This window comes from Polyangium sp. 15x6 (genome assembly GCF_029960785.1).
Taxonomy (GTDB): Bacteria; Myxococcota_A; Polyangia; order Polyangiales; family Polyangiaceae; genus Polyangium.
The window spans coordinates 14,857-37,462 of sequence record NZ_JASBQE010000073.1; the positions used below are offsets into that span (position 1 = coordinate 14,857).

Consider the following 22,606-nt stretch of genomic DNA (forward strand, 5'->3'; position numbering starts at 1 on the left):
GTCCGGATACCCTGCGCGACGTGGCTGACAAGGACGCCTCGGGGAGCCCCGAAGAGCGAGCCCGCCGCGCGTCCCGACGCACGCGGCAAAACCTCGCCGTCGCGACGATTGCGCTCGTCGTGCCGATCGCCGTCGCGCTCGTCCTGCTCGCCGAATCCGAGGCGGGGCTCGTGCGGGTCGCCTTCTTCAACCTGCACCTCGCCGAGCCGCGCGGCGCGCTCGCCGTGGGCTTCGGCCTTGGATTCGCGCTCGCCGCGACCGTCGCCCTCAGCCGCTTCGTCGCGGATCGGCGCGCCTCCGCGTCGCTCTTCTGCCTCCCGCCCGCCTTCCTCGCGGCCACGACCCTCGCCACCGCGATCGCGTGGATGCCGGATCCGCTGGCCAAGATGCCCGATCTCGCGTTCGGCGACCGCGCGCGTGCCGCGGCCTCCGCGCTGATGCTCCGCGCCTCCCTCTTCGACGCGGGCCTTCTCGTCGCGTCGATCTCGCTCGGCATCGCCGCGCTCGCGCTCCGGCCCCAGCGCGCGACGGCGTCGATCAACAAGGACAAACGCCCCCTCGCCGCGCTCGTCGTCGCCACGCTCTCCCTCCTGGCGGCGGCGCTCTTTGCGCGCTTCCTCGGCAAGGATGACCTCGGCCGCGACGCGGTCGGCAGCTGGGTCGCGGCGCTGCCCGCGGGCATGGGCCTCGTCGCCGTGGTGCTCGGCGCCTCGCGGACGAACCGCGGCGACGGGTATGCCGCCACGCGCCTGCTCGCCGCCGCGTGCGCCGGCATCGGCGGCGTCCTCCTCGCAGCGCTCGCGCCTGCGATGGGCGAGGTCATCGCCATTTCGACGCCCGGCACCACCCTCTCCGAGCTCGACCGCGCCGCGCGTGGCCTCCGCCGCACGACCGTCGAGCTCGCGGCCGCGGGCGCGCTCTTCGCCGTCCCGATCGTCCTCACGACGCTCGTCGCGATGCCGCCGCGTGGCCTCTCGGGCGCCCTCTCCCGCGCGCGGCCCGCCTTGCTCGTCACATTCCTCCTCGCGCTCGCGCCGGCCCTCTTCGTGCTCCCCACGAATGCCGCGCTCCGCCACATCGAATCGCTCATCGTCGACCAGACCCGCCTCGCCGCGAACCCCGGCGTCACGATCGCGGACCCGTCCTTGCCCGCGGGCGCGCTCGTCGTGGATCTCGCGAGCCCCTTCCCGACCGAGCTCCCGCCCACGACCCCCGCGTATGTCGTGCTCGGCTGGCAGTTTGCCCCGGCGCGCTGGGAGGACGGCGTGCCCGTGCGCCTCGACGGCCTCGAAGAGAGCACGTACGACCTCCTCCTCGACGGCCCCTACCTCAGCGCGCCCCTGCGCGTCTCGCTGCCCGATCCGCGCATCGGCGCCCGGATCACCATGCCCGCCATCCCGCTCGCGCCGCCTCACCTCGGGCCGGCCGAGCCCACCCATGTCGATCCCGAGGCGGCCATCCTGCCTCCGACCGGGTACCTCGACGTCGACGCGACGGCGCCCGACACCTTCGTCCTCCAGTGGCGTATCGCCGACATCGCCAAGGTGCAGCGCCGCGTGCCTCGCGAGGACGCGGACGGCCAGCGGTATCCGACGCTCACCGCGGCGGTACACGAGATGTGGACGGCCCACGGCGCGCACCGCGACCCGCAGGACCGGAAGCGAGACCGCGTGATGATCCGTTTGTCGCCGCGCTCGTCGCTCGCAAAGGCGCACGCCGTCATCGCCGCGGTGCTCTCGCTCGAACGCACGATCAAGACGTCCCACGGCGAAGAGCGCTCGATCCCGCTCTTCGAAGTGACGGTCGCCGAGCCCCTCGCGCCGCGCCCGCAGATGCAGCTCCCGCCCCCTGCCGCCCCCGAGGATCCGGAGCGGGAGACGGAGACGGAGACGGAGACGTCGGAGCAGCCCGAGGTGCTCTCGTTCTTCGGCAAACTCGGGCGCGAGGACGCCGACGCGCGGCTCGCCGTCCTCCGCGCCTCGGTCGAAGACTGCTACCGGGACCATGTCGAGACCCACGGCCCGGAGAGGCTCGAACCGATCGTTCGGTTCCTCGTGGGGGCCGACGGATTCGTCGGCAACGTGAGCGTCAACGCGACCTCCGCGCTCGACAGCCCTCGCGTCGCGCCCTTCACCGGATGCGTGGGTCACGCCACGCGCCAGCTCACGTTCCCCGAGCCGGAAGACGGCTCCTACGCTGGAATCGTCATGAAGTTCCACCTGGGACCTCCACCGCAGGAGACCTCGGGCTTTCCCGCGGGCCCGCCCTGATCGGCCCAAGCCGGACCGCACGGCTGGGTTCCATCGCCACCGCCGGCGCACGAGAGCCCTCGCCGGCCCGAGGTGACGATGCACCGCCTGCTCGTCGTGTCGCCGCTCCTCGCGTTCGTCGCGGGGTGTGACGGCGTCACGTACTGGAATCCGCCCGAGGTCCCTCCCTCTGCGCCCCTCACCGTCGAGGAGTACGTCGTCCTCCGCGAGCACGAGGACACGATCGAGCGCGTCGTCAACATGACCGGCGATCTCGCGCTGCAGGAGCGCGTCGCCGCGCGTGGCCTGCGGCTCGTCGACGTGGCCTGGGAAGACACGGGCCGCGCCGTCGGCTCCTCGCTCGGCCCGAACATCTCGGACCTCACGCTGGAGATCCGCCGAAGACGCACGACCGGCGAATGGGCGGACGCGCTCATGCCCGTCGTTCGATATCCGAATTTCTCCGACCGCACGGCCGACGTCCCCTCCGATCGGTTTTTCCTACGTGTCGGCAACGAACGCGGCGCGCCGCTCCACACGATCTCCCTGCTCGATGCCCTGCACGACCTCCGCAAGATCGTCTCGAGCCCCGAGAGCCTCACCGGCGTCGACGACACGCGCACGCCGCTCGACCTCTCGGCCCCGCGCGACTCCCATTTCCTCGTCAGCGCGCAGGCCGTCTTCCTCCCGATCCCGCGCCTCGGCCAGGCCACGTTTCACCCCGTCGTCTTCAATTACCAATCGGCGCCCGGCTCCCCCGCCGTGCTCGTCCTCCTGGCGACACGCGAGGGCACGAGCGTGAAGGTCATCGAAAACCGCAGCGAAGACCGCTCCGTGCAAGGGTACGGGCAGGAGCTCTACTTCAATGAAAATGGCAGCCGCGCCGCCTTCACGGCCGAGCGCCGGAGCGACGTCGCGGCGCGGATCGAGTCTCGGGGCGGACCGCGCACCGAATCCGAGCAGAGCGCCCTCGGCCGCGGCGCCGACCTCCTCGCCTTGATCCAGGTCCCGCTCGTGCACGAGCACCGGGGCGCCCTCGGGGGTTTGTCCTCCTCGGACGAAGGATATGGCTACGAATTCTCGGACGACCCCCTCGCGGCGGGCGGATTCGGCCCGAACGACGCGACGATCCGCGTCCGCCCGGGTCCCGTGCGCAGCGACCTCGAACGCGCGGTCCTCGGCCACGGCCCGCGGCTCGGCCCGTTCCTCGAAGGCCACGGCGGCCCCCTCGTCCGCGACGAACGCTTCCCGATCCGCATCACCGTGCAATTCTACAAGGCGACGAGCGACGGCGTGGTGACCGACGCGGACCTCGACGCGATCGCGCGCAACATCGGGAGCGCCTACGCGCACGCCGACTTCGTCGGCTCGCTGGTCCTCCCGCCGGGAGACCCGAACCGGCCGACGGCGTGGCAGACGATGCCGGGGGAATGGTTTCCTTGGTAAAACCTATCCCCCCGCCCCCTGATCCTCCACGTTCGGCGGCAGCGCGAATCGTTTCTCCTCGCAACCATACGCCGTCGGCGTCAACTGGATCACCGTGTGCAGCGGCACGCTGATCGACGGACACTCGCTCGGCGGCCGGTCCATCAGGTACGCGTAAATCGCCCGGAGCACCGCCTGGTGCGCGATCACCAGCGTCGGCGACCGCTGCCGTTCGAGCTGGATGATCACCGGATCGAGCCTCTGGATCACGTCCTCGTACGACTCGCCGCGCGGATATCGATATCGGAATTTGTCGGCGCTCCGCGCGGCCCACACGTCCGGCATCTCGAGCCGCACCTGGTCGTACGTCATCCCGTCGCACACGCCCGCGTCGATCTCGTCGAGCGCGCGCCAGGTCCGCGGCGATCGCGTGATCTTCGTTGCCGTCGAGATCGTCCGCCGCAGCGTGCTCGTCCACACGGCGACCTCCTGATCCCGCGGCGCGTTTTTCCGGACGAACTCCGCCAGGTGCTTCGCGTATTCCTCGCCCGCGGGGGACAGCTCGGGATCGCCGCCGATCCGGCCGTGCCGGTTGTAGTCGCTCTGCCCGTGCCGCGTGAGCCAGATCGGACGCGGCGAGACGTGCAGATCGATGAGCAGCGGCGCGAGGCGCGCGGGCAGGTAGCCGTGGATCCGGTTCAGGATCACCTGGCGGCCGACGTCGATGATCTTGATGTAGCTCTGGTTCGGATCATCGAGCGTCTCGTACATGCTCTCGTAGTGGGCGATGCGGCGCAGGAAATCCTGCGCCGCCGCGTCCGGGTCCATGTCGACGTAGTCCGGCGACTTGAGCTTCGTGTCGCGGACGTTCGCCTCGATCACACCCGGGTCGTTGCAGAACGACTCGATGAAGACGACGGGCAGGCCCTCCTTGCGGCACCGCTCCTCGACGAAACGCCTGCGCTCCTTCGTGCTGTTCGTCGCGTCGAAGATGCCGACCTCGCCGCCCTCGCGCAGCCACGCGAGCATGTCGTCGAGCGCCGTCATGGCGAGGTCGTGCAGCACCTGCCGGCCTTCTTTGTTCGTCGGCGCGAAGAAGTCGGCTGGCTGGCTCGCGCCGATCTGCCGGCGGCGGTAGCTGCCCACGTTGAACACGCGGGTCGGATGACCGAGCCAGCTCAGGTAACGCGCCACGCGGCGCCCGATGTACGTTTTTCCCCGCGCGGGGAGGCCGACCATGGATAGGACGGTCGTCGCCTTGTCTCGCTCGCCCGGCACCCTTTTGCTCCGTACCCCCGACACGGCACGCTCCATACCGCCCTACGGCGAAGGGGGGAAGCACGAACCGAAGGCGTAACGGACGCTCGTTTACGCCCCTCGTACGACGGCGCGCGCCTCGCTGGTCCCATGGAGCTCGGCGTAGCTGCGCCTGAGGCCGAAGCAGCGCGCCGAAAGCTCACACCGCCCGCACGCTTCTGCCCGGACGAACTCGCCGCCGTCGTGACCGATCGGGATCTCCGCGAGCTCGAAGAACACGCGTGGATCGATGGGCGCGAGGCACAGCGGAATCCCGCACATCGACTCGAAGCCGAGCACCGGGATCCCGGCCGCGCGCGCGATCGCGAGACCTTCTCGCATCGCGGGCAACAGATCCGTGTACCGCGGGATCAAGCTCTCCGTGCGAGGCACGAGATCGGTGAACGCCCCGACGACCGAGACGTTGATCTCCGCGGCTGGCCAGCGCGCCGCGACGAGGCGCACGAAGTCCGGGAAATCGGCCTGATTCGGCGCGCAGAAGACGAAATTCAAGCGAAGCCGGATCTTCGTCTGCGCGAGCGCGTCGAGGCCACGCGCCGTCTTCTCGAACGTGCCCGGCGCGCGCGTGATCGCGTCCGAGACCTCGGCGCATGATCCGTGCAGCGACACGAACGCCACGTCGAGCCCGGCCTCTTCGAGCTCGCGCGCGCGCCCCTGCTCGGCGAGGCGCACCGCGTTCGTCTGCAGCTCCACCGCGATCGCGCCCTCGTGCTTCGCGAGCGCGACGTACTCGCGGAGGCGACCGTTCAAGGTCGGCTCGCCGCCCGAGACTTGGAGCACACCGCCGGCATGCGCGATCTCGAGGATCGCGCGGCGCACGGCCTCGTCGTCGGGCGCGGGCAGGTGCGTCGAAACGAAGCAGAAATCGCAGGCCTGGTTGCACTGGAACTGGATGCGCACGATGTGCGAAGGCACGAGCCGGCCGTCGGGCGCGCGGTGGACGTCGCGGGTCACGAGCTCGCGATCGATCTGCTCGCGCACCGACGAGATCACCGTGAGCTTGCGGCGGATCCGGTCCTCCGTGAGGGGCCGGAACGAAGACGCGGCCGCGCGCGGCGAGAGCAGCGCGCGCGGCACGCCGGGACAACGATCCGCGACGACACACGCGCTGCATGCGGGCACGCGCTCGTGGCCCGGACGATTCGCGCCGCCGGGGTTCAGCGCGTAGAGGTGCGCGAGGCGCGCGGGACGCTCGAACGAGCACGGAGGGATGGCCGCGCCGGGGTCGAGCGAGAGCGGGATCCCGGCCTCTCGCGCGGCTTGATCGAGCCGTTCGAGCGCGCGCGCGGCGCCGTCGAGAGGCGCGAGGGACGCGGGATCGGGCGCGTCCACGGGGATCGACGCGACGAGGCGCAGGACCGGAAGCTCCGCGGCCCGCAAGCGACCCGGGATCGCCGCGACGAGATCGAGGTTTTTCCGGACGATCGGCGTCGCGATCTCGATCGGAATCCCCGCGGCGGCGAGGGCACGCGCGCCCGCGAGCGCGGCGGAAAAACCGCCCTCGTCACGCGTGATGCCATCCGCCTCGGCGCCGAACGCCGGCACGTGCACGCGCGCGACCGAGAGGCCTTCTGCGACGAGCGAGCGCGCGAGGCTCTCCGTGACGAGCGTCGCGTTCGTCTCCAGCACGACACGCTCGGCGCCGCGCGCGCGGGCGTGACGCACGAGCGCCACGAGATCCCTTCGCATCGTGGGCTCGCCGCCCGTCAGCACGACCTCGCGCGCGCCCTTCCCGAGCGCCTCGTCGATGCGGGCGAGCACGGCCGCGGGGCGCACGAACTCGGCCCGCTCCGCGGGCCTTCGCGCCGAGCAGAAGCCGCAACCCTGGTTGCAGGTCTCGTTGGTGAGCACCCGCGCGACGCGCATCGCGTTCATGGTACCCCAAGCCAGTGCCTCTTGCGCGCGCCGTCGCCCGCGGCGAACAATGCGCTTCTCCCATGAGCCCCCGCGCCGGCACGACCGACACGAGCCTCCTGCTCGCCGAGGGCTGCAACCTCGCCTGCCCCGTCTGCGATTGCCGCGCCAAGCCGGCGGACGAAGGGACGCGGCAGCGCGAGCTCCGTCGCGGCGGCGGCGTGCTCGAGCTGCGCGGTGAAGCTTCACGTCTGAAGGATCTCCGCGCGATCGTGCAGGACGCGCGCGACGCGGGCTGGGGCGCGGTGTACGCGCGGACGAACGGCGTGGCCTACGCCGCGGAGGGCCGCGCCGAGGAGCTCCGCGCGGCGGGCCTCGCGGGGGTCGTGTTTTTCCTCGCGAGCGACCGGGCGGCCGTACACGACGCGATCGCCCGCGTGCGAGGCGCGTTTTCCGCGGGGCTCGCGGGCCTCCGCGCGATCGCGGCGACGGGGCTCGACCTCGTCTTCGAGATCCCGGTGCTCGATCCTTCGATCCAGGACCTCCGCGGGGCGATCGCGCTCCTCGCGAGCATGGCGCCGAGCGCGCGTCGCGTCCGCCTTTACACGCCCTCCGCGCTCCGGCCCGCGGATGGGCGCGCGCCGCGCGAGCTTTCGCCGCCGCGGTGGGATCGGGCGCGGGACGGGCTCCTCGCGGCGATCGGGTTTGCCCGGGAAAAAGGGCTCGAAATCACCCTGACCGAGCGGGACGGGATCCCGCTCTGCGCCGTCGCCACGAAGACCACGGATGGCGGCGTCGACGTCCCCGAGCGCTTGCTCGCCGATCGCGGCGGCCGCCCGATCCCGCGCCACGCGACCTCCTCGCTCGCCCCTGGCTGCGACGCTTGCGGCGCCTCCCGCGCCTGCCCGGGCACGACCACGCTTTACCTCGGCACACACGGCGCCGCGGGTTTGTCCCCCTTGCCCCGCGCCCCCTTGCAACGCCCGCGCGAGCGCTGGGACGAGACCCGGAAGAATGCAGCACGCGCGGCGTTTTTCACGGTCCTCCGCCCGACGGTCCATTGCAATCAGGATTGCTGGTTCTGCAGCGCGAACGAGACCTCCCACAACGTCGAGGAGGATCCGGGCCGGATGATGCGCCGGATCGCGCGCCTCGGCCGCACGGGGGTCGAGCAGATCTCCTTCAGCGGCGGCGAACCCACGCTCTCGCGCCACCTCGTCGATTACGTCTCCGTGGCCAAGCGGACCGGCGTGCGCAGCATCGAGCTCGTCACGAATGCCGTTCTCCTCGACAAACCGGAGAAGGTCGACGCCCTCGTCCGGGCGGGCCTCACGAACGTCTTCGTCTCGCTGCACGCGCACGACGAGGCGCTCGCGCGGCTGCAAACCCGCAAAATGGGCGACCACGCGCGCACCGTGCGGGCCTTGCACCTCTTCGCGCGCCACGAGGCGCTCCGGCTCGACGTGAACCACGTCGTATCGGCGCAAAATTATCGACATCTCGTGCGGTTCGTCGAGTGGATGCACGCCGAGTTCGGCGCGCGCATCGGCATCTCGTTCGCGTACGTCACGCCGCAATACAAGGCCCTCGAACGGCTCGCCGACCACGTGCCGCGTTTCTCGGACGTCATGCCGTACCTGAAGCGCGCGATCGCGCGGGCGAACGAGCTCGGCGTCGAGGTCGTGGTGGGCTCGCGCCAGGGCGTGCCGCCGTGCCAGCTCGAAGAAATGATGCCGTGGAGCGACGTGCTCGTCTCGCTGAGCGGCGCGCTGACGGAGGACGCCCCGCAAAAGCAAAAAGGCCCGGCCTGCGCCGATTGCCGCTTCGACCTCGTCTGCACCGGCGTGTGGAAACCTTATGCGGCGGTCTTCGGCACGGCCGAGCTCCGGGCCATCCCGGGCGAAAAACTCACGCCCGAGCGTTGCCTCGCCGAGCCCCGCATCGCGCGTTTCCGCCCCGGGATCGACCGCCTCGACGAGCTCCGCTTCGGCGACGGCCGCATCCCACGCAGCGACGAGATCCCGCTCCCCGAAACGCCGCGCGAGCGCGTCCACCTGCCCGTGGCGCCCGCCTCCACGCCGCGCGCCCTCCGCGTCGCGATCGTCGGCACGGGCCGCCGGGGCCTCGCCTTCGCGGCGGCGCTCGAGCAAGCGGGCGGGTTCGTCCTTTCAGGCATCACGTCCCCGCACGCGCCGGACAAGGATCTGCCGGAGATCGCGGCCGACGTGCCCCGCACACGCACGCTCGCCGAGCTTTGTGAACGGACCTCGGTCGACGCGGTGATCGTCGCCACGAGCACGAGGCAACACGCGGAGATCACGCGCGACGCGATGGCGCGGGGGCTGCCGTGCCTCGTGGAAAAACCGCTCGGCGCGACGCTCGCCGAGGCCGAGGCGCTCGCTTCCGAGGCGGCAGAACGCATCACGGTGGCGCAGCAGCTCCGCACGGCCGGCGGGCTCGAAGAGATCCTCACGGCGCTCGGCGATCGAAAAGGGGCCGATCGTCCCGTCGAAATCGAGGTCGTGCACCGGGCCACGCCGACCTCGCCCGCGAGCTTGCACGCGTGGTCCCGCACGGCGCTCTACGAGCTCTTGATCCACCTCGGCGACGTCGCGCAGGCCGTCGCAGGCGAGGAGCTCCGCATCCGAAAGGCCACGGCCAAGGGCGGCGGAAGGCCCGAGCGCGTGACCTTGCGCGCGCGCGGCAGTGGTCCTTCGCAGCCCGACGTGACGATCGAGCTCTTGCTCGCCGAGGCCGCGGATGCCCTCGAAGTGCGGGCGCGCCTCGGCGATGGCAGGCGTTTGTCGTGGATACGCTCGGAGGGGCGTGACCTCGTGGAGGTGAGCGACGCCGGCGGCAAACGGACCCGCACGCCGCCGCGCGGGGGCGACCTCGCGCGCCTGCTCGTCGCGTTCCGCGAGAGCGTCGTCCGGGGCGATCGGCCAAAGATCACGGCGGAGGACGGCGTGCGGGCGATGCGGCTCGCGGCGGAGGCGATCACGGCGCTGGAAGCCGCGGGCGCGCCGTTCGACCGGGCCGCGGAACCGAAACGTGTGGCCTCGGTTCCGCTCCGGGATCGGGTGGGCTGACACTCGACCCCTCGGGCTTTCCCACCGGCCCCTGTCACCCCAGGGCGCCTGTGGTACGTCTCGGGAGATGAACGTCTCGGTCATCCTCGCCGCGTACAACGAGGCGGGCACCATCGAGCGCGTCGTGCGCGGCTGCATGGAGCACACGCCGGGCCTCTGCGAGGTGATCGTCATCGACGACGGATCCCACGACGGCACCGGCAAGCTCGCCGAGGCGGCCGGCGCGAAGGTCGAACGGTTCGCGAAAAACCGCGGCAAGGGCGCGGCCGTGCGACGCGGGATCGAGCTTTCGCGCGGCGACCTCCTGCTCTTCCTCGACGCCGACGGGCAGGACGATCCGCGCGAGATCCCCGCGCTGCTCGGCGCGTTCGAGCCCGGCGTCGACATGGTCGTCGGCTCGCGTTTCCTCGGCCGGTTCGGCGAGGGCGCGATCACGCCGCTGAACCGCGCGGGAAATCAGCTCCTCACGGGCATCGTGAACGCGCTCTTCCGCGCGCACCTGACCGACACGCAGGCCGGCTTTCGTGCGGTGCGCAGGACGGCGGCCGAGCGTGCGCGCCTCTCCGCGAACCGGTACGACATCGAGGTCGATCTCCTGCTCTCGGTGCTGCGCTCGGGGGCGCGTGTCGTGGAGGTGCCGGTCTCCCGGACGCGGCGTGATCACGGCGCGTCGAGCCTGCACTCGTTCCGCGACGGGACCCGGATCCTCCTCCGGATCCTTCGCAAGCGCCTCGAAGGCTGATGGCTCCGCGCGCAAAGGGCCGCGTCGTCGTGCACGTCGTCGGCGTGCGGCCGAACTACGTCAAGGCCAGCGCCGTCCTGCGCGCCGCGGAGGCGCTCCCCGGGGTGCGGAACCTGCTCGTCGACACCGGCCAGCACTACGACACCGCTCTGCGCGATGCGTTTTACCAGGACCTCGCGCTCCGTCTGCCCGATCGGTACCTCGGCGTGGGATCGGGCTCGCACGCGCGGCAAACGGCCGCGGTGATGGTCGCGTTCGAGGACGCCTTGCGGGCAGAGCGCCCCGACGCCGTCGTCGTGTACGGCGACGTCAACTCGACGATGGCCGCGGCGCTCGTCGCGGCCAAGCTCCTCGTGCCCGTCGTGCACGTCGAGGCGGGGCTCCGCTCGTTCGATCGGACGATGCCCGAGGAGATCAACCGCGTCGTCACCGACGGCATCGCCGAGCTCCTCTTGACCCCTTCGGCCGACGCCGAGGCGAACCTCCTGCGCGAGGGCGCGCCGCGCGAGAAGATCCGCTTCGTCGGCAACGTGATGATCGACGCGCTCCAAGCGGCGCTCCCGCGCGCCCTCGAGAGCGCCGTGCTCCGGCGCGTCGAGCTCGAGCCCGAGGCGTACACGCTCCTCACGGTCCACCGGCCCCACAACGTCGACGGTGGCCAGGGGATCACGCGGGTCGTCGACGTGATCGACGAGATGCAGCGGCGCACGCCGGTGCTCTTCCCCGTGCATCCGCGCACGCGCGCGAGCCTCGAACAGGCGGGGCTCGCCGCGCGTCTCGCGTCGATGCCCGGCGTGCGGATGACGGGCCCGCTCGGCTACCATGACTTTTTGTGCGCCCTCGCGAACGCGCGCGTCGTGCTCACGGACAGCGGCGGCGTGCAGGAGGAGACGAGCGTGCTCGGCGTCCCGTGCGTGACGCTCCGCGATCACACCGAGCGGCCGGTGACGATCACGCACGGCACGAACCAGCTCGCGGGCACCTCGCCCGACCGGATCCTCGCCGCGTTTCGCGAGGCCCTCGGGCGGCGCCGAAAGCCGGCCGTCATCGAGGGCTGGGACGGGCAAGCAGGGCCGCGCGTGGCGCGCGCGATCGAAGCATGGCTCAGCGCGCGATGAGCCGCCCGAGCACGAAAAAAGCCTCGGCCGCGCGCTCGCGCACCTGCGACCCGCGCAGCGTCGCGAGCGCGCGCACGACGCCTTCGTCGAGGTACGGCCGTCCGCCGAAGCGCTGCGACGTGTAGGCCGTGACCATGTGGACCTTCGCCTCCACGTCGCGCTCGTCGAGCGGGACGTAGACCTCGAGGCGCCCATCGCCGAGATCGTTGTTCGGGAACTCGCCTGCGAGCAGCGTCGCGTGCGCCTTGAACACCCGCGCGGCTTCGCGCGCGACCTGCTGGTGATCCTGGTTCGTGTCGTGGATCGGATGTGTGACGACGACCTCGTACCGATCCCGCAGCACTTCGAGCGCGGCGTAGATGCGGCCGCGCTCCGCCTCGAAGGCGCCTTCGCAGGCCGGGAGCAGGACGTCCGTGTGATCCGTGATCTCCGCGCCCGTCCGCGCCGCGAGCCAGCGCAGGTTCGCCTGCATCTCGGCGCGCGCCTGCGCCGCGGCTTCCACGGAGACCACGCCGCGATGATCACTGAAGACGAGCACGCCCACGCGCACGCCCGTGCGACAGGCGCGCGCGAGCAGCCCGCCCGCGAGGAGCTCGATGTCGTCGCAATGCGCGCCGACGAACAGCGCGGAGGCCGGGAGCTTCAAGCAGGTCCCCGCGAGAGATATCCGGCCTCGTGGAGCCAGGCCGCGGTCTTGCGGAGACCGACATCGATCGGGGTCTCGCAGGCTTTGGGGAAGAGCGAGCGCAGCGCGGTCACGTCGGCGACGCGGCGGACGACCGTGTCCCACGCGCGCGGCGGCAGGATCCGCAGGCGCTCCTCGCCCGCGCCGAAGAGCGCGAGGATCTGCCGCGCGAGGCCGCCGACCTGCGTCTCGCGCCCCGTGCCCACGTTGAGGATTCTCCCTTCCGCGCGATGCGCCTCGACCATCACGTCGACGACATCATCCACGTACGTAAAATCCCGCGTCGCGTCCTCGCCGAGCAGGTCGAGGGCGCCGCGCTCGTCGAGCGCGCGCATCATGTTGGGGATCGCGTTGCGGTAGAGGCCCGGCGGATCGCCGGGGCCGTAGACATTGAACAGGCGCAGGCTGACGAAAGGCAGCCCGCTCGCCTCCACGTACGACTCGCCGAGCCGCTTGGTCATCGCGTACGGCGTGTTCGGGAGCAGCGGCCCGTCCTCGCGCAGCGGCAGCGGCGCGGCCCCGTACGACGACGACGACGCGGCGTAGACGAAGAGCCCACAACCGACGCGCCGCGCGAACGCGAGCGTGCGCAGCGTGCCCTCGGCGTTCGTGCGCACGTCGAGCAAGGGCTCTGCGAGCGAGCGCGCGTTCGCGAAGGAGGCGGCGAGGTGGTAGACGCGGTCGTACGGTCCCTCGGGTAGCGCGTCGAGGTCCTCGGACATGCGGATGTCGCAGTGGAAAAACGCGAGCCGCGCGAGGGTGTCTCCGAGCAGCGCGGTCGAGTGGTGCATCGAGAGGTTGTCGGCGACGACGACCTCGTGGCCGGCAAAGGCGAGAGCGCGCGCGAGGTTCGACCCGATGAACCCAGCGCCGCCCGTGATGAGAACCCGCACCCGAACACTCCCTCGATCGGGGGTGCCGAGCGCACCCCCTCGCATCCTACGCTCCGGCTCGTCGCCCCTTCAAGGCGTGGTCATGCACCGATCGAGGAGCCGATATCCATTGACGTGTGTCGCCGTCGTGAGCGTGCGCGACACCGTATTCCCGCTCGACCCCCAGCCCCGTTGGTAGAGCACGTCGTACGTGCCCGAAGGCACCTTCCCGCCGTAGGTGTTCGGGCTCAGCACGTAGACCCCGGGCGACTGATACTGGTAGCTGTAGCCGCCGAGCGCATGCGCGGCCGCCGTGTCCTTCGCCACGAGGTAGATGTTCGCGCCGTCGTAATCGTTGTTCGTCCCCGGCAGCGCCGCGCCGCCGAGCGTGATCGTCCCGCCGACGAGCGACACCGGGATGTCGACGTTCAGCGTATTCGCGCCCGCCGAGAGCGTGACATTCGTTGCCAGGAGCCGATAGCCATTCACGTGCGTGGCCGCCGGCAGCGTACGCGACACCGTGTTCCCGCTCGACCCCCAACCTCGCCGGTAGAGCACGTCGTATACGCCCGCAGGCACCTTCCCGCCATACGTGTTCGCGCTGAGCACGTACACGCCCGGCGACTGATACTGATAGCTGTAGCCGCCGAGCGCATGCGCGGCCCCCGTGTCCTTCGCCACGAGGAAGATGTCCGCGCCGTCGTAATCGTTGTTCGTCCCCGGCAGCGCCGCGCCCGCCAGCGTGATCGTCCCGCTCACGCTCGCCACCGGAATATCCACGTTCAGCGTGTTCGCCCCCTCGGAGAGCGTGACGTTCGTCGCGAGCAGCCGATAGCCATTCACGTGCGTGGCCGCCGGCAGCGTGCGCGACACCGTGTTCCCGCTCGACCCCCAGCCTCGCCGGTAGAGCACGTCGTACACGCCCGCAGGCACCTTCCCGCCATACGTGTTCGCGCTGAGCACGTACACGCCCGGCGACTGATACTGGTAGCTGTAGCCGCCGAGCGCATGCGCGGCCTTCGTGTCCTTCGCCACGAGGAAGATGTCCGCGCCGTCGTAATCGTTGTTCGTCCCCGGCAGCGCCGCGCCTGCCAGCGTGATCGTCCCGCTCACGCTCGCCACCGGAATGTCCACGTTCAGCGTGTTCGCCCCTGCCGAGAGCGTGACATCCGTCGCGAGCAGCCGATAGCCATTCACGTGCGTGGCCGCCGGCAGCGTACGCGACACCGTATTCCCACTCGACCCCCAGCCCCGCCGGTAGAGCACGTCATACGTACCCGCAGGCACCTTGCCGCCATACGTGTTCGCGGAAAGCACGTACACGCCCGGCGACTGATACTGATAGCTGTAGCCGCCGATCGCATGCGCGGCCTTCGTGTCTTTCGCCACGAGGAAGATGTCCGCGCCGTCGTAATCGTTGTTCGTCCCCGGCAGCGCCGCGCCCCCGAGCGTGATCGTCCCGCTCACGCTCGCCACCGGGATGTCCACGTTCAGCGTGTTCGCCCCCGCCGAGAGCGTCACGTTCGTCGCCAGGAGCCGGTAGCCATTCACGTGCGTGGCCGCCGGAAGCGTACGCGACACCGTATTCCCGCTCGACCCCCAGCCTCGCCGGTAGAGCACGTCGTACACGCCCGCGACCACCTTCCCCCCATACGTATTCGCGCTGAGCACGTACACGCCCGCCGACTGGTACTGGTAGCTGTAGCCGCCGATCGCATGCGCGGCCCCCGTGTCCTTCGCCACGAGGAAGATGTCTGCGCCATCGTAATCGTTGTTCGTCGCCGGAAGCGCCGCGCCCCCGAGCGTGATCGTCCCGCTCACGTTCGCCACCGGGATGTTCACGTCGAGCTTGCTTTCCCCCGTGCCCACGACGACGCCCGTCGCGAGCATCCGGTAGCCGTTCACGTGCGTCGCCGCAGGCAGCGTGCGCGACACCGTATTCCCGCTCGACCCCCAGCCGCGCCGATAAAGCACGTCGTACACGCCCGCGACCACCTTGCCGCCGTACGTGTTCGGGCTGAGCACGTACACGCCCGGCGATTGATACTGATAGCTGTAGCCGCCGATCGCATGCGCGGCCTTCGTGTCTTTCGCCACGAGGAAGATGTCCGCGCCGTCGTAATCGTTGTTCGTCCCCGGAAGCGGCGCCCCGCCGAGCGTGATCTTTCCGCTCACCACGCCCACCGGAATGTCGATGTCACCCGTGCCCGGGTGCGTGGTCATGCAAGCGCCGCCGTCGCAGCCGGCCGAGGGCGTGCCCTTGCAGGCGCCCTGCGCGTCGCACACGTCGCCGCTCGTGCACGAGATACCGTCATTGCAGGAGGACCCCGGCGACGCGAGCACCATCGGGAACGACTGCGTCGCCTCGTCACAAGCGCCGTAGCTCACGCACGGGCTGATGCTCACGGGCTTTTGGGGCACGTTCACGTGCACGCACCCCTCCGCGTCCGCGCCCGCCTGAAGCGGCGCGCAGACCTCCGCGCCCGTGCACCACGCCCCGTCGTCGCAGGCCGCGTTGCTCGTCGTGTGCGACGCGAGGCCGCCCGCGCACGCGTCGACCGTGCACGCGATTCCGTCGTCCGGCACGTTCGTGTCGTCGTTCGTCGCGACGCACCCCACCGAGAGGTCACACGCGTCGTCCGTGCACACATTGCCGTCGTCGCACACCCGCGGGCTGCCGCCGGCGCAGACCCCCGCCTGACAGGCCTGGTCCACGATGCAGAGCGACGTCTGGCACGCCGTCCCGTTGGCGAGCGGCGTATGCTGGCAGCTCCCGCCGACGACCGTGTCGACCGTGCACGGATTCTGATCGTCGCACATGGGCGTGTAGCACTGCGGCATCCCACCCACGACCTCGCAGGCCTGGTTCATCACGAGGCAGAAGTTCGGCGTGCACGGGTCGTCGGTGCACCCACCGCTCCCGTCGTCGTGATACCCCGGATCACACGAGCACACGTACGAAGCGCCCTCGCCCGCGCAGACCGTCTTGTTCGGCATGACGCACGGATTCGGCAAACACGGGTCCATCGTGCAGCCGCCGTTTCCATCGTCGTGATAACCGCCCGCCGTATCACACGAGTCACACGAGGCCCCGGCAAACCCTGCGTCGCACGTGCAGACCACGTGACCGCCTTCGACCGCGCACGTGCCATGGCCCGAGCAAGTCGACGGCGTGCAAACCTCGTCGATCACGCAGGCGCCGTTCTCGTCGTGATACCCGGGATCACATCCGCAGACCGGCGATCCTGCTTCGACGGTGCACACGCTCGCGTGCGGGGCGACGCAGGGATTCGGCAAGCACGGGTCCGTCGTGCAGCCGCCGTTTCCGTCGCTGTGATAGCCCCCCGCGTCATCGCACGCGTCGCACGCGCTGCCGCTCCAGCCGACATCGCACGTGCACACGGCCTCGCCTCCCTCGTCGTCGCAGCTCCCGTGACCGCTGCACGTCGTCGGCAGGCACGTCTTATCCTCGACGCAAACGCCGCGCTCTTCGTGCGTGCCGGGCTTGCACACGCATTTCGCGGTGCCCGAGCTCCCGTCGCACACGCGATCGGGCGACATGCACGGGTCCGGCAAACACGGGTCCGTCGTGCAGCCGCCGGCCCCGTCGTCGTGGTAGCCGCCCGCGGCATCACACGACGCGCACGTCGCGCCCGCCCAGCCCTCCGCGCACGTGCAAACGGCCGATCCGCTCGAATCGTCACACGTCCCGTGCTCACCGCAGGGGTTGTTTTGACAGCTCCCCTCGAGCACGCATACGCCGCCATCGGGGTACGATCCCGGCGGACAGCCCGCGTCCGGCTCCGAAGCATCGGGCTCCGAGGCATCGGGCTCCGAGGCATCGGGCGTCTCGGTAACGTCTCGCCCGGCGTCGACGGGGCCCGGCGGAATGCTGCCGTCATCGCCGCAGCCGAGGGCCACGAGCGCGAGGAACACGAAGAGCGTGGGGAGCCAACCCGTCGGGGGGCGCGTTCGCATGGCGCGCATCCTATCGGCGTTCGTCCGGGCTCGGAAGGGCGAACGAGCGCCCGACGCGCGGCGACCAGCGGCCATGGAGCACGAGCGGACGGCGGCACGCCGTCAGAGCCCCCTCGCCCTTGATGCACCCGACGTGCTCGCCGCTGGGGTTTGCCAAAGCGACGAGCACGATCGATAGCGCATTGTCGCCCGGTCGCTCGTCATGCTGCCGTCGATTGTCGTCGGTTCGGACGAGGCGCGCAGCAGATGGGCGCCGCTGTGCACATCTCGAGTCCATGCGCAAGCGGATGTTACCGCGCGTGGGCCGCTCGACCTCAGCTCCTCCTTATATGGAGCGATGAGGCTATGGGGGGTCGAGGAGGCCCCACCTCGTTGCGTGACTGAATTCGCTATGCGTGCAATCGACTTCGCGGCCGGCAAAGTGTCACGAACGGAAACTCTCCTCGTCGTTCTCCAAATTCCGATGTATATTGATTGCGCCCAGACGTCGTTGATTGAAAGACGACATGGGGGCGACCCGTGAGGCCGTGGGCGCATCGACGCGCCCGCATGAATGGGCTCTCGTCCGCATGTATGCGAGACCTCTCGGGATCGGTCAAAAAGGATGAAATGGTACAAGAGCGGCGCGGAAGACCGTGACGGATAGCTTTTCGCTGCGCTTTGGCGGCGATCAGGAGGACCGATGCTTGTCGATTTCGAAAAATTTACGGGATCACTGCCCTATGCAAGCGGGCTCTTTGGGATTTATCAGCCTTTGCTCGGCTGGCGCGCCAAGAACATGACGCGACGCTTCGGAAACAGCGTGAACTTCAGCGAAGCGGTCATCGCATACACGGCGTCGAAGATCATTCCGCAATACACCATCTCGGGCGTCGGTGGGCGGGAGCTCGAGCTCCAGAACCTCTCGGTGGGTACCGTGACGACGCCCTACCGGATCAGGCTGCCAGCCCAGGTCGACAGCCACATCGCTCGTCGTGTGCTCGAGATGATCCGGTCGGAGGAGACGATCCTCACCCCGGAGACCATCAACTGGGCGGAATTCGTCGCCCCCGCGATCCTCGAGACCGAGCTCGCTACGATTCGACGGAAGCTCGCGCCAGCGCCCGGGGTCAACGCGAGCAGCCGCGAGGCATTCAGGCGCGCAGCCGAGCGCGAGTCAGTGATCGCCGGCGTTCTCGCCAAGCTCTATCAACAGAGCTCCTGGGACGTCCTGAGCGGGCTCTTCTTCCCGAAGACGACGGAGCTCGACTACGCCGACCTTTCAGGGGTTTTCACGATCCTGGCGGAGCCGGAGGAGGAGTTCGCTGTCGATGCGGAGATCAACCGTGCCGTGCTGTCTCCGGTCGGGATCATCCACCTGTTCCGCCAGTACTTCTTCGAGTTCGACTCTTTCCTCGGGCCCTCCATCCAGCACGTCTGGCTCTCGCCGGGCGCCGTCGTGGAGCTCGTCGAGAGCCACGCGCGGAGGGTCCAGACCGAGCGCTTTACGGAGATCTCTTCCGAGTCGAGCCAGAAGACCGAGGAATCGGTCACCGACACGGACGAGATCTCCGATGCCATCAAGGACGAGAACACCAACAACACGAAGCTCGGCGTCAGCGCGAACATCGACGCCGGCCTGGACATGGAGATCTTCTCCGCGCACGCCTCAGCGAACGTAGGCTACGGGTTCGACAACACCCAGAAAAAGGCGCGGGAGCAGCTCCACAAGCAAACCCGGGCGCAAAGCTCGAAGATCACGAACGAAATCAAGAGGAACCACAAGACCTCGCTGCGCACCGTGACCGAGACGACGGACGTGTCGAGCAAGCGCTACGTGCTCACGAACAATACGTCCGCGCTCGTGAACTACGAGTTGCGTCGGAAAATGCGGCAGGTCGGCGTGCAGCTCCAGGATTTCGGCACGCAGCTTTGCTGGCAGGCGTACGTCGACGATCCGGGGCTCACGCTCGGCGTCGCAGAGCTCGTCCATATCGCGGAGCCGAGCGACTTGGCGAACCTCCCCTTGCCGCAGGCGCCGGTGTACCTTGAGCCCAAGGTCGTCGAGACCACGGTCCCGTTCCACTACGAGAGAGCGGACGACAGCGAAGGTAACGAGATGGACGTCACCTTCTACGAGGGCAGCGACGAGGAGGGCGGCACCGACAACAACGACAAGATCGTATGGCAGAAGGAGTACGACGTGTCACCCCCGCAGCATGGATACTGGCTCGAGAGCGTCCAGGTCACGCCACTCCACAGCGCGGTGTGCGTGGCGGAGCCGGAGCTGATCCATTCGGGGGGCAAGTTCAAGATCAGCCTCAAGCAGGTCAATTTCAACAATCAACCCTCGATCAACCTGGCGGTGAAGCTCAACTGGAACCCGCCGGACCAAAAAGCGCTCGAGGAGCAGTTCAACGCGGAGCTGGCCGAGCACGAGCAAGAGAAATCGCGACTGGCCAAAGAGGCCTTCATCAAGGCCGCGCGGGAGCGCGTGCGGCTAGCGAGCAGCGTCGAGCCGCGTAACAGCGTCGAGCTCCGCGAGGAGGAGCGGGTCGTCGTGTACCGCAAGCTCATCGAAAAACTGCTCGACGTCGGTGTGGACCTGAAGAAGAACCCCACCACCCGGCACCTGATGTCCGAGCTCGTGAGCGCCCTGTTCGATGTCGACAAGATGCTTTATTTCGTGGCGCCGGAGTGGTGGAGTCCCCGTCCGCACCCCGTGAAGCAATCGCTCGGCGCCGTCGAGGGCCCTGATGGCACGAAGTACGAAAAGATCACGCCCGACAACGCGGTGAGCTGGGGCGGCTCCGCCGAGATCGGGCGGGATGCCAACTATTACATCACCGAGGACTCCCGGCCCGCGAAGCTCGGGAGCTCGCTCGGGTGGCTGCTGCAGCTCGACGGCGACACGATGCGCAATGCCTTCCTGAACGCACCGTGGGTGAAGGCGGTCATCCCCATCCGGCCCGGCAAGGAGCTCGATGCGCTGAAGTGGCTGAAGAACGCGGCCGTGGAGGGAGCGGATGGCCTCGACGCGCTGTACCAGGAAGAGGTAGCTGGGGAAAAGAATGCCATGGCCACCGTGCTGAAAGACTATACCTGGCCCGATCCCGCCGACGAGGCCCGATATGACGCGAGCTTCACTGGAGCGGACGTGACGATCGAAGATGCGCTGCGGTATCTGGCCATCGAGACTGCCAAGAAGCACGCGGATTCGAACGTCAAGACCGCCGGGATCATGCCGCTCGATAAGGTCTACGATAACGGCTTCGACCCGCTCACCGGCGGGTTCCAGGCGACGCCGGCGTCGGGCGAATACTTCAGGGTATTCGATCAATGGGTCGAGGTGCTGCCCACGGATCAGCTCGTGGCGGTGCAGGTCGAGTACGATCCGGTCACGGGGAGACTGGTCACGCCGCCCGAAGAGCCCTGACGGGCAGGCATGAGAGGGTCGCCCCGGCCGACGTGGATGTCTGCGTCGGCCGGGGTCACCCGGGTTCATTCGTGATGTGTGCTGGGTGCAGCTCCATGTGTCCGCTCGTGGCGGGACGGCACAGCAACATTCGATACCTGGCAGCAGAGCAGGGGACATCGGGAAACCAGAAAAGGGACGGTCAAAGCATGGCTACCACGCTGAAGGTCATGGTGTTCGATGTGGATAATAGGCCGGTAGAGAAGTGCAAGGTCGATGCCGGCGTTTGGCACAGCGAGCTAAGTTCGCTCGCCCTGAATTCCAGACCCAACGAATTTATAAAGACTGACATGCCCGAGCCTCTGCCCAATGAAACTTGGACGATCAAGGCTACCCATCCGGACTACTTCGAGGAGTCCACAGATTTCAATCCCTCGAACCCGGCCTTGTGGACGAACCCCACCTGCAACGTCACGCGCACCGGAAGTGAGCTTTGGGTAAAGTTCATTCTGGGCCGAATGAAGTTGGCGCAGCGCAGTCAGCTCAAAGCCATCACCCCTGCAGACCTTTCAAACCTTTCAAACCTCAAAACCTCCCCGGATGGCGTGCTCATGGACGGGCCGCGAGAAACTTTTAGATACAAGGACTTGTTTGATGGCGAAAGGACCGACTTCATAAGGCTGAACGATCCAATCCTTCGCGACCCAACGGAAGACGCCTGGAAACGGCTTAATGCTGGGCCATCCCCAGAGTATCCGCACCCGAACCCGTCGAAGGAGGGCCATTTTCGCTGGCTGGAGTTCGGCCCCGGAAAACGTAAGTACCTGGTTGCGATCTGGGTGCCGAAGGCATACTTTACACAGCCGACCACCAAATTTGATTTCATCGTCATGCAGAGCCCGACTACCAAGGGGAAGACGAGACCAGACGATGGTTATGCGCTAAAACCACACCACACATACCCATACGGCCTAAATGATCCCACGTTCACGAAGAGAAAGACGGCGCATCAGCCCTTCCTGTCAACTCTGGGGCAGGAATATCTATTTGAGCGTCTCAACCTCACGCCTCAGCTCATCGCCGCGAACAGGAAAGCTATCATCGTCTTGCCCATCAATAACTATGGCGACTGGGGGCCGTTCACGAACACGCCGGGTGTCCACCGCATGCTGCTTGAAATTGCACATCTGACGCACAAGCACTTCAACGGCAGCCTCGAAGGAATGTACCCAATCGCACGCAAACACAATTCCATTCCCGCGATCGGCCGAGTCGTTGTCGCAGGCTATAGCGAAGGAACGGAACCGTTGTTGGGTCTCTTCAGGCCGATACCGGAGAACCTCGACCCGCTTGTGTCCGTTCGCGACAAAAGCAAATTCGGTGAATTGTGGAAGGAACTCTGGGATCTGGATCTGAGCCTTGGCGGCCCGGATGGCTTCAAGCACTGGATAGGAAATAATTTCTTGCCATTTTTGCGTGGCGGCGAAGGCCGACGCCTCAGGATGTACCACTCCGAGTATACCGCAGGTAAGTGGCGACCCACGTTGGATCCAACTCTTTCGGAACTCATACCTGCAAAGGAAGCAGAGCGTCGTAAGTTTGGGAGAACGGTCTTCGACGCTGCTGGCGGTATCCTGGCGGAGGAATACCAGGGCAAGTACGCGAAGAGAGATGGACACTGGTCCGTGGTCTATTTATCTTATGACTACTTGAAGCCGAAGACCCATCCCGTAACAAGCCCCGAGTATCCGGATGGCGACAACGGAAAAGCGCACGCGTTCATAGCCAATACCGCGCTCGGGCATGCGGCCCTCGTCAGCAACCTCGACTTCCTGCGGCCTCCTGGGTCTTCCCCGTAAAACTGCGGGTGGCCCGGTCGCAGG

12 protein-coding genes are annotated in these 22,606 nt (G+C 68.4%); 7 read left to right on the forward strand and 5 right to left on the reverse strand.

Annotated elements, in window-relative coordinates; genetic code table 11:
- Positions 1-20: 20 nt before the first annotated feature.
- Positions 21-2,270 (forward strand): hypothetical protein, encoded by a 2,250-nt coding sequence (locus QHF83_RS37380; RefSeq protein ID WP_282422834.1) that lies wholly within the window; start codon positions 21-23, stop codon positions 2,268-2,270.
- A gap of 78 nt (positions 2,271-2,348) precedes the next feature.
- On the forward strand, positions 2,349-3,695 hold the full coding sequence (locus tag QHF83_RS37385; protein WP_282422835.1) for a hypothetical protein: 1,347 nt from the start codon (positions 2,349-2,351) through the stop codon (positions 3,693-3,695).
- Positions 3,696-3,698: 3 nt separating this feature from the next.
- On the opposite strand, the gene QHF83_RS37390 is transcribed toward QHF83_RS37385, so the two are convergent.
- Both QHF83_RS37390 and QHF83_RS37395 read right to left on the reverse strand, forming a co-directional pair.
- The gene (locus QHF83_RS37390) at positions 3,699-4,952 is read right to left on the reverse strand and encodes a 6-phosphofructo-2-kinase/fructose-2,6-bisphosphatase (protein WP_282422836.1); all 1,254 of its coding nucleotides are present in this window, start codon (positions 4,950-4,952) and stop codon (positions 3,699-3,701) included.
- 90 nt (positions 4,953-5,042) lie between these two features.
- Positions 5,043-6,866: a radical SAM protein gene (locus tag QHF83_RS37395; RefSeq protein ID WP_282422837.1), complete on the reverse strand. Its 1,824-nt coding sequence runs from the start codon at positions 6,864-6,866 to the stop codon at positions 5,043-5,045.
- A 62-nt stretch (positions 6,867-6,928) separates the two neighbouring features.
- Here QHF83_RS37395 and QHF83_RS37400 point away from each other — a divergent pair, with 62 nt between their 5' ends.
- The 3 genes from QHF83_RS37400 to wecB all read left to right on the forward strand — a co-directional run bounded on the left by QHF83_RS37400 (position 6,929) and on the right by wecB (position 11,794).
- The gene (locus QHF83_RS37400) at positions 6,929-9,934 is read left to right on the forward strand and encodes a radical SAM protein (protein WP_282422838.1); all 3,006 of its coding nucleotides are present in this window, start codon (positions 6,929-6,931) and stop codon (positions 9,932-9,934) included.
- Positions 9,935-10,001: 67 nt separating this feature from the next.
- Positions 10,002-10,676, forward strand: coding sequence for a glycosyltransferase family 2 protein (locus QHF83_RS37405; protein ID WP_282422839.1), 675 nt, complete (start codon positions 10,002-10,004; stop codon positions 10,674-10,676).
- Positions 10,676-11,794, forward strand: a complete 1,119-nt coding sequence (wecB, locus tag QHF83_RS37410) for a UDP-N-acetylglucosamine 2-epimerase (non-hydrolyzing) (protein ID WP_282422840.1) — start codon at positions 10,676-10,678, stop codon at positions 11,792-11,794. Before QHF83_RS37405 ends, wecB begins: the two co-directional genes overlap by 1 nt.
- Here wecB and QHF83_RS37415 read toward each other — a convergent pair.
- From QHF83_RS37415 to QHF83_RS37425, 3 genes are all read right to left on the reverse strand, one after another.
- Positions 11,781-12,440 carry a PIG-L family deacetylase gene (locus QHF83_RS37415; protein WP_282422841.1) on the reverse strand — a complete coding sequence of 220 codons (660 nt, stop codon included), beginning with the start codon at positions 12,438-12,440 and terminating at the stop codon, positions 11,781-11,783. The two genes, wecB and QHF83_RS37415, sit on opposite strands and share 14 nt — an antisense overlap.
- Positions 12,437-13,372: an NAD-dependent epimerase/dehydratase family protein gene (locus tag QHF83_RS37420; RefSeq protein ID WP_282422842.1), complete on the reverse strand. Its 936-nt coding sequence runs from the start codon at positions 13,370-13,372 to the stop codon at positions 12,437-12,439. The genes QHF83_RS37415 and QHF83_RS37420 overlap by 4 nt, the downstream gene beginning before the upstream one ends.
- A gap of 69 nt (positions 13,373-13,441) precedes the next feature.
- Positions 13,442-17,329 (reverse strand): calcium-binding EGF-like domain-containing protein, encoded by a 3,888-nt coding sequence (locus QHF83_RS37425; RefSeq protein ID WP_282422843.1) that lies wholly within the window; start codon positions 17,327-17,329, stop codon positions 13,442-13,444.
- A gap of 778 nt (positions 17,330-18,107) precedes the next feature.
- Here QHF83_RS37425 and QHF83_RS37430 point away from each other — a divergent pair.
- A complete protein-coding gene (locus QHF83_RS37430) occupies positions 18,108-20,744 on the forward strand; it encodes a hypothetical protein (protein ID WP_282422844.1) in 2,637 nt (878 codons plus the stop codon).
- A 188-nt stretch (positions 20,745-20,932) separates the two neighbouring features.
- Positions 20,933-22,582, forward strand: coding sequence for a hypothetical protein (locus tag QHF83_RS37435; protein ID WP_282422845.1), 1,650 nt, complete (start codon positions 20,933-20,935; stop codon positions 22,580-22,582).
- Positions 22,583-22,606 lie beyond the last annotated feature (24 nt).

What these genes read in the sequence shown, in the direction of transcription:
- QHF83_RS37425 (WP_282422843.1), bottom strand. Translation starts at nt 17,329, where the DNA reads ATGCGAACGCGCCCCCCGACGGGTTGGCTCCCCACGCTCTTCGTGTTC.
- QHF83_RS37435 (WP_282422845.1), top strand. Translation starts at nt 20,933, where the DNA reads ATGGCTACCACGCTGAAGGTCATGGTGTTCGATGTGGATAATAGGCCG.
- QHF83_RS37385 (WP_282422835.1), top strand. Translation starts at nt 2,349, where the DNA reads ATGCACCGCCTGCTCGTCGTGTCGCCGCTCCTCGCGTTCGTCGCGGGG.
- wecB (WP_282422840.1), top strand. Translation starts at nt 10,676, where the DNA reads ATGGCTCCGCGCGCAAAGGGCCGCGTCGTCGTGCACGTCGTCGGCGTG.
- QHF83_RS37405 (WP_282422839.1), top strand. Translation starts at nt 10,002, where the DNA reads ATGAACGTCTCGGTCATCCTCGCCGCGTACAACGAGGCGGGCACCATC.
- QHF83_RS37400 (WP_282422838.1), top strand. Translation starts at nt 6,929, where the DNA reads ATGAGCCCCCGCGCCGGCACGACCGACACGAGCCTCCTGCTCGCCGAG.
- QHF83_RS37395 (WP_282422837.1), bottom strand. Translation starts at nt 6,866, where the DNA reads ATGAACGCGATGCGCGTCGCGCGGGTGCTCACCAACGAGACCTGCAAC.
- QHF83_RS37430 (WP_282422844.1), top strand. Translation starts at nt 18,108, where the DNA reads ATGACGCGACGCTTCGGAAACAGCGTGAACTTCAGCGAAGCGGTCATC.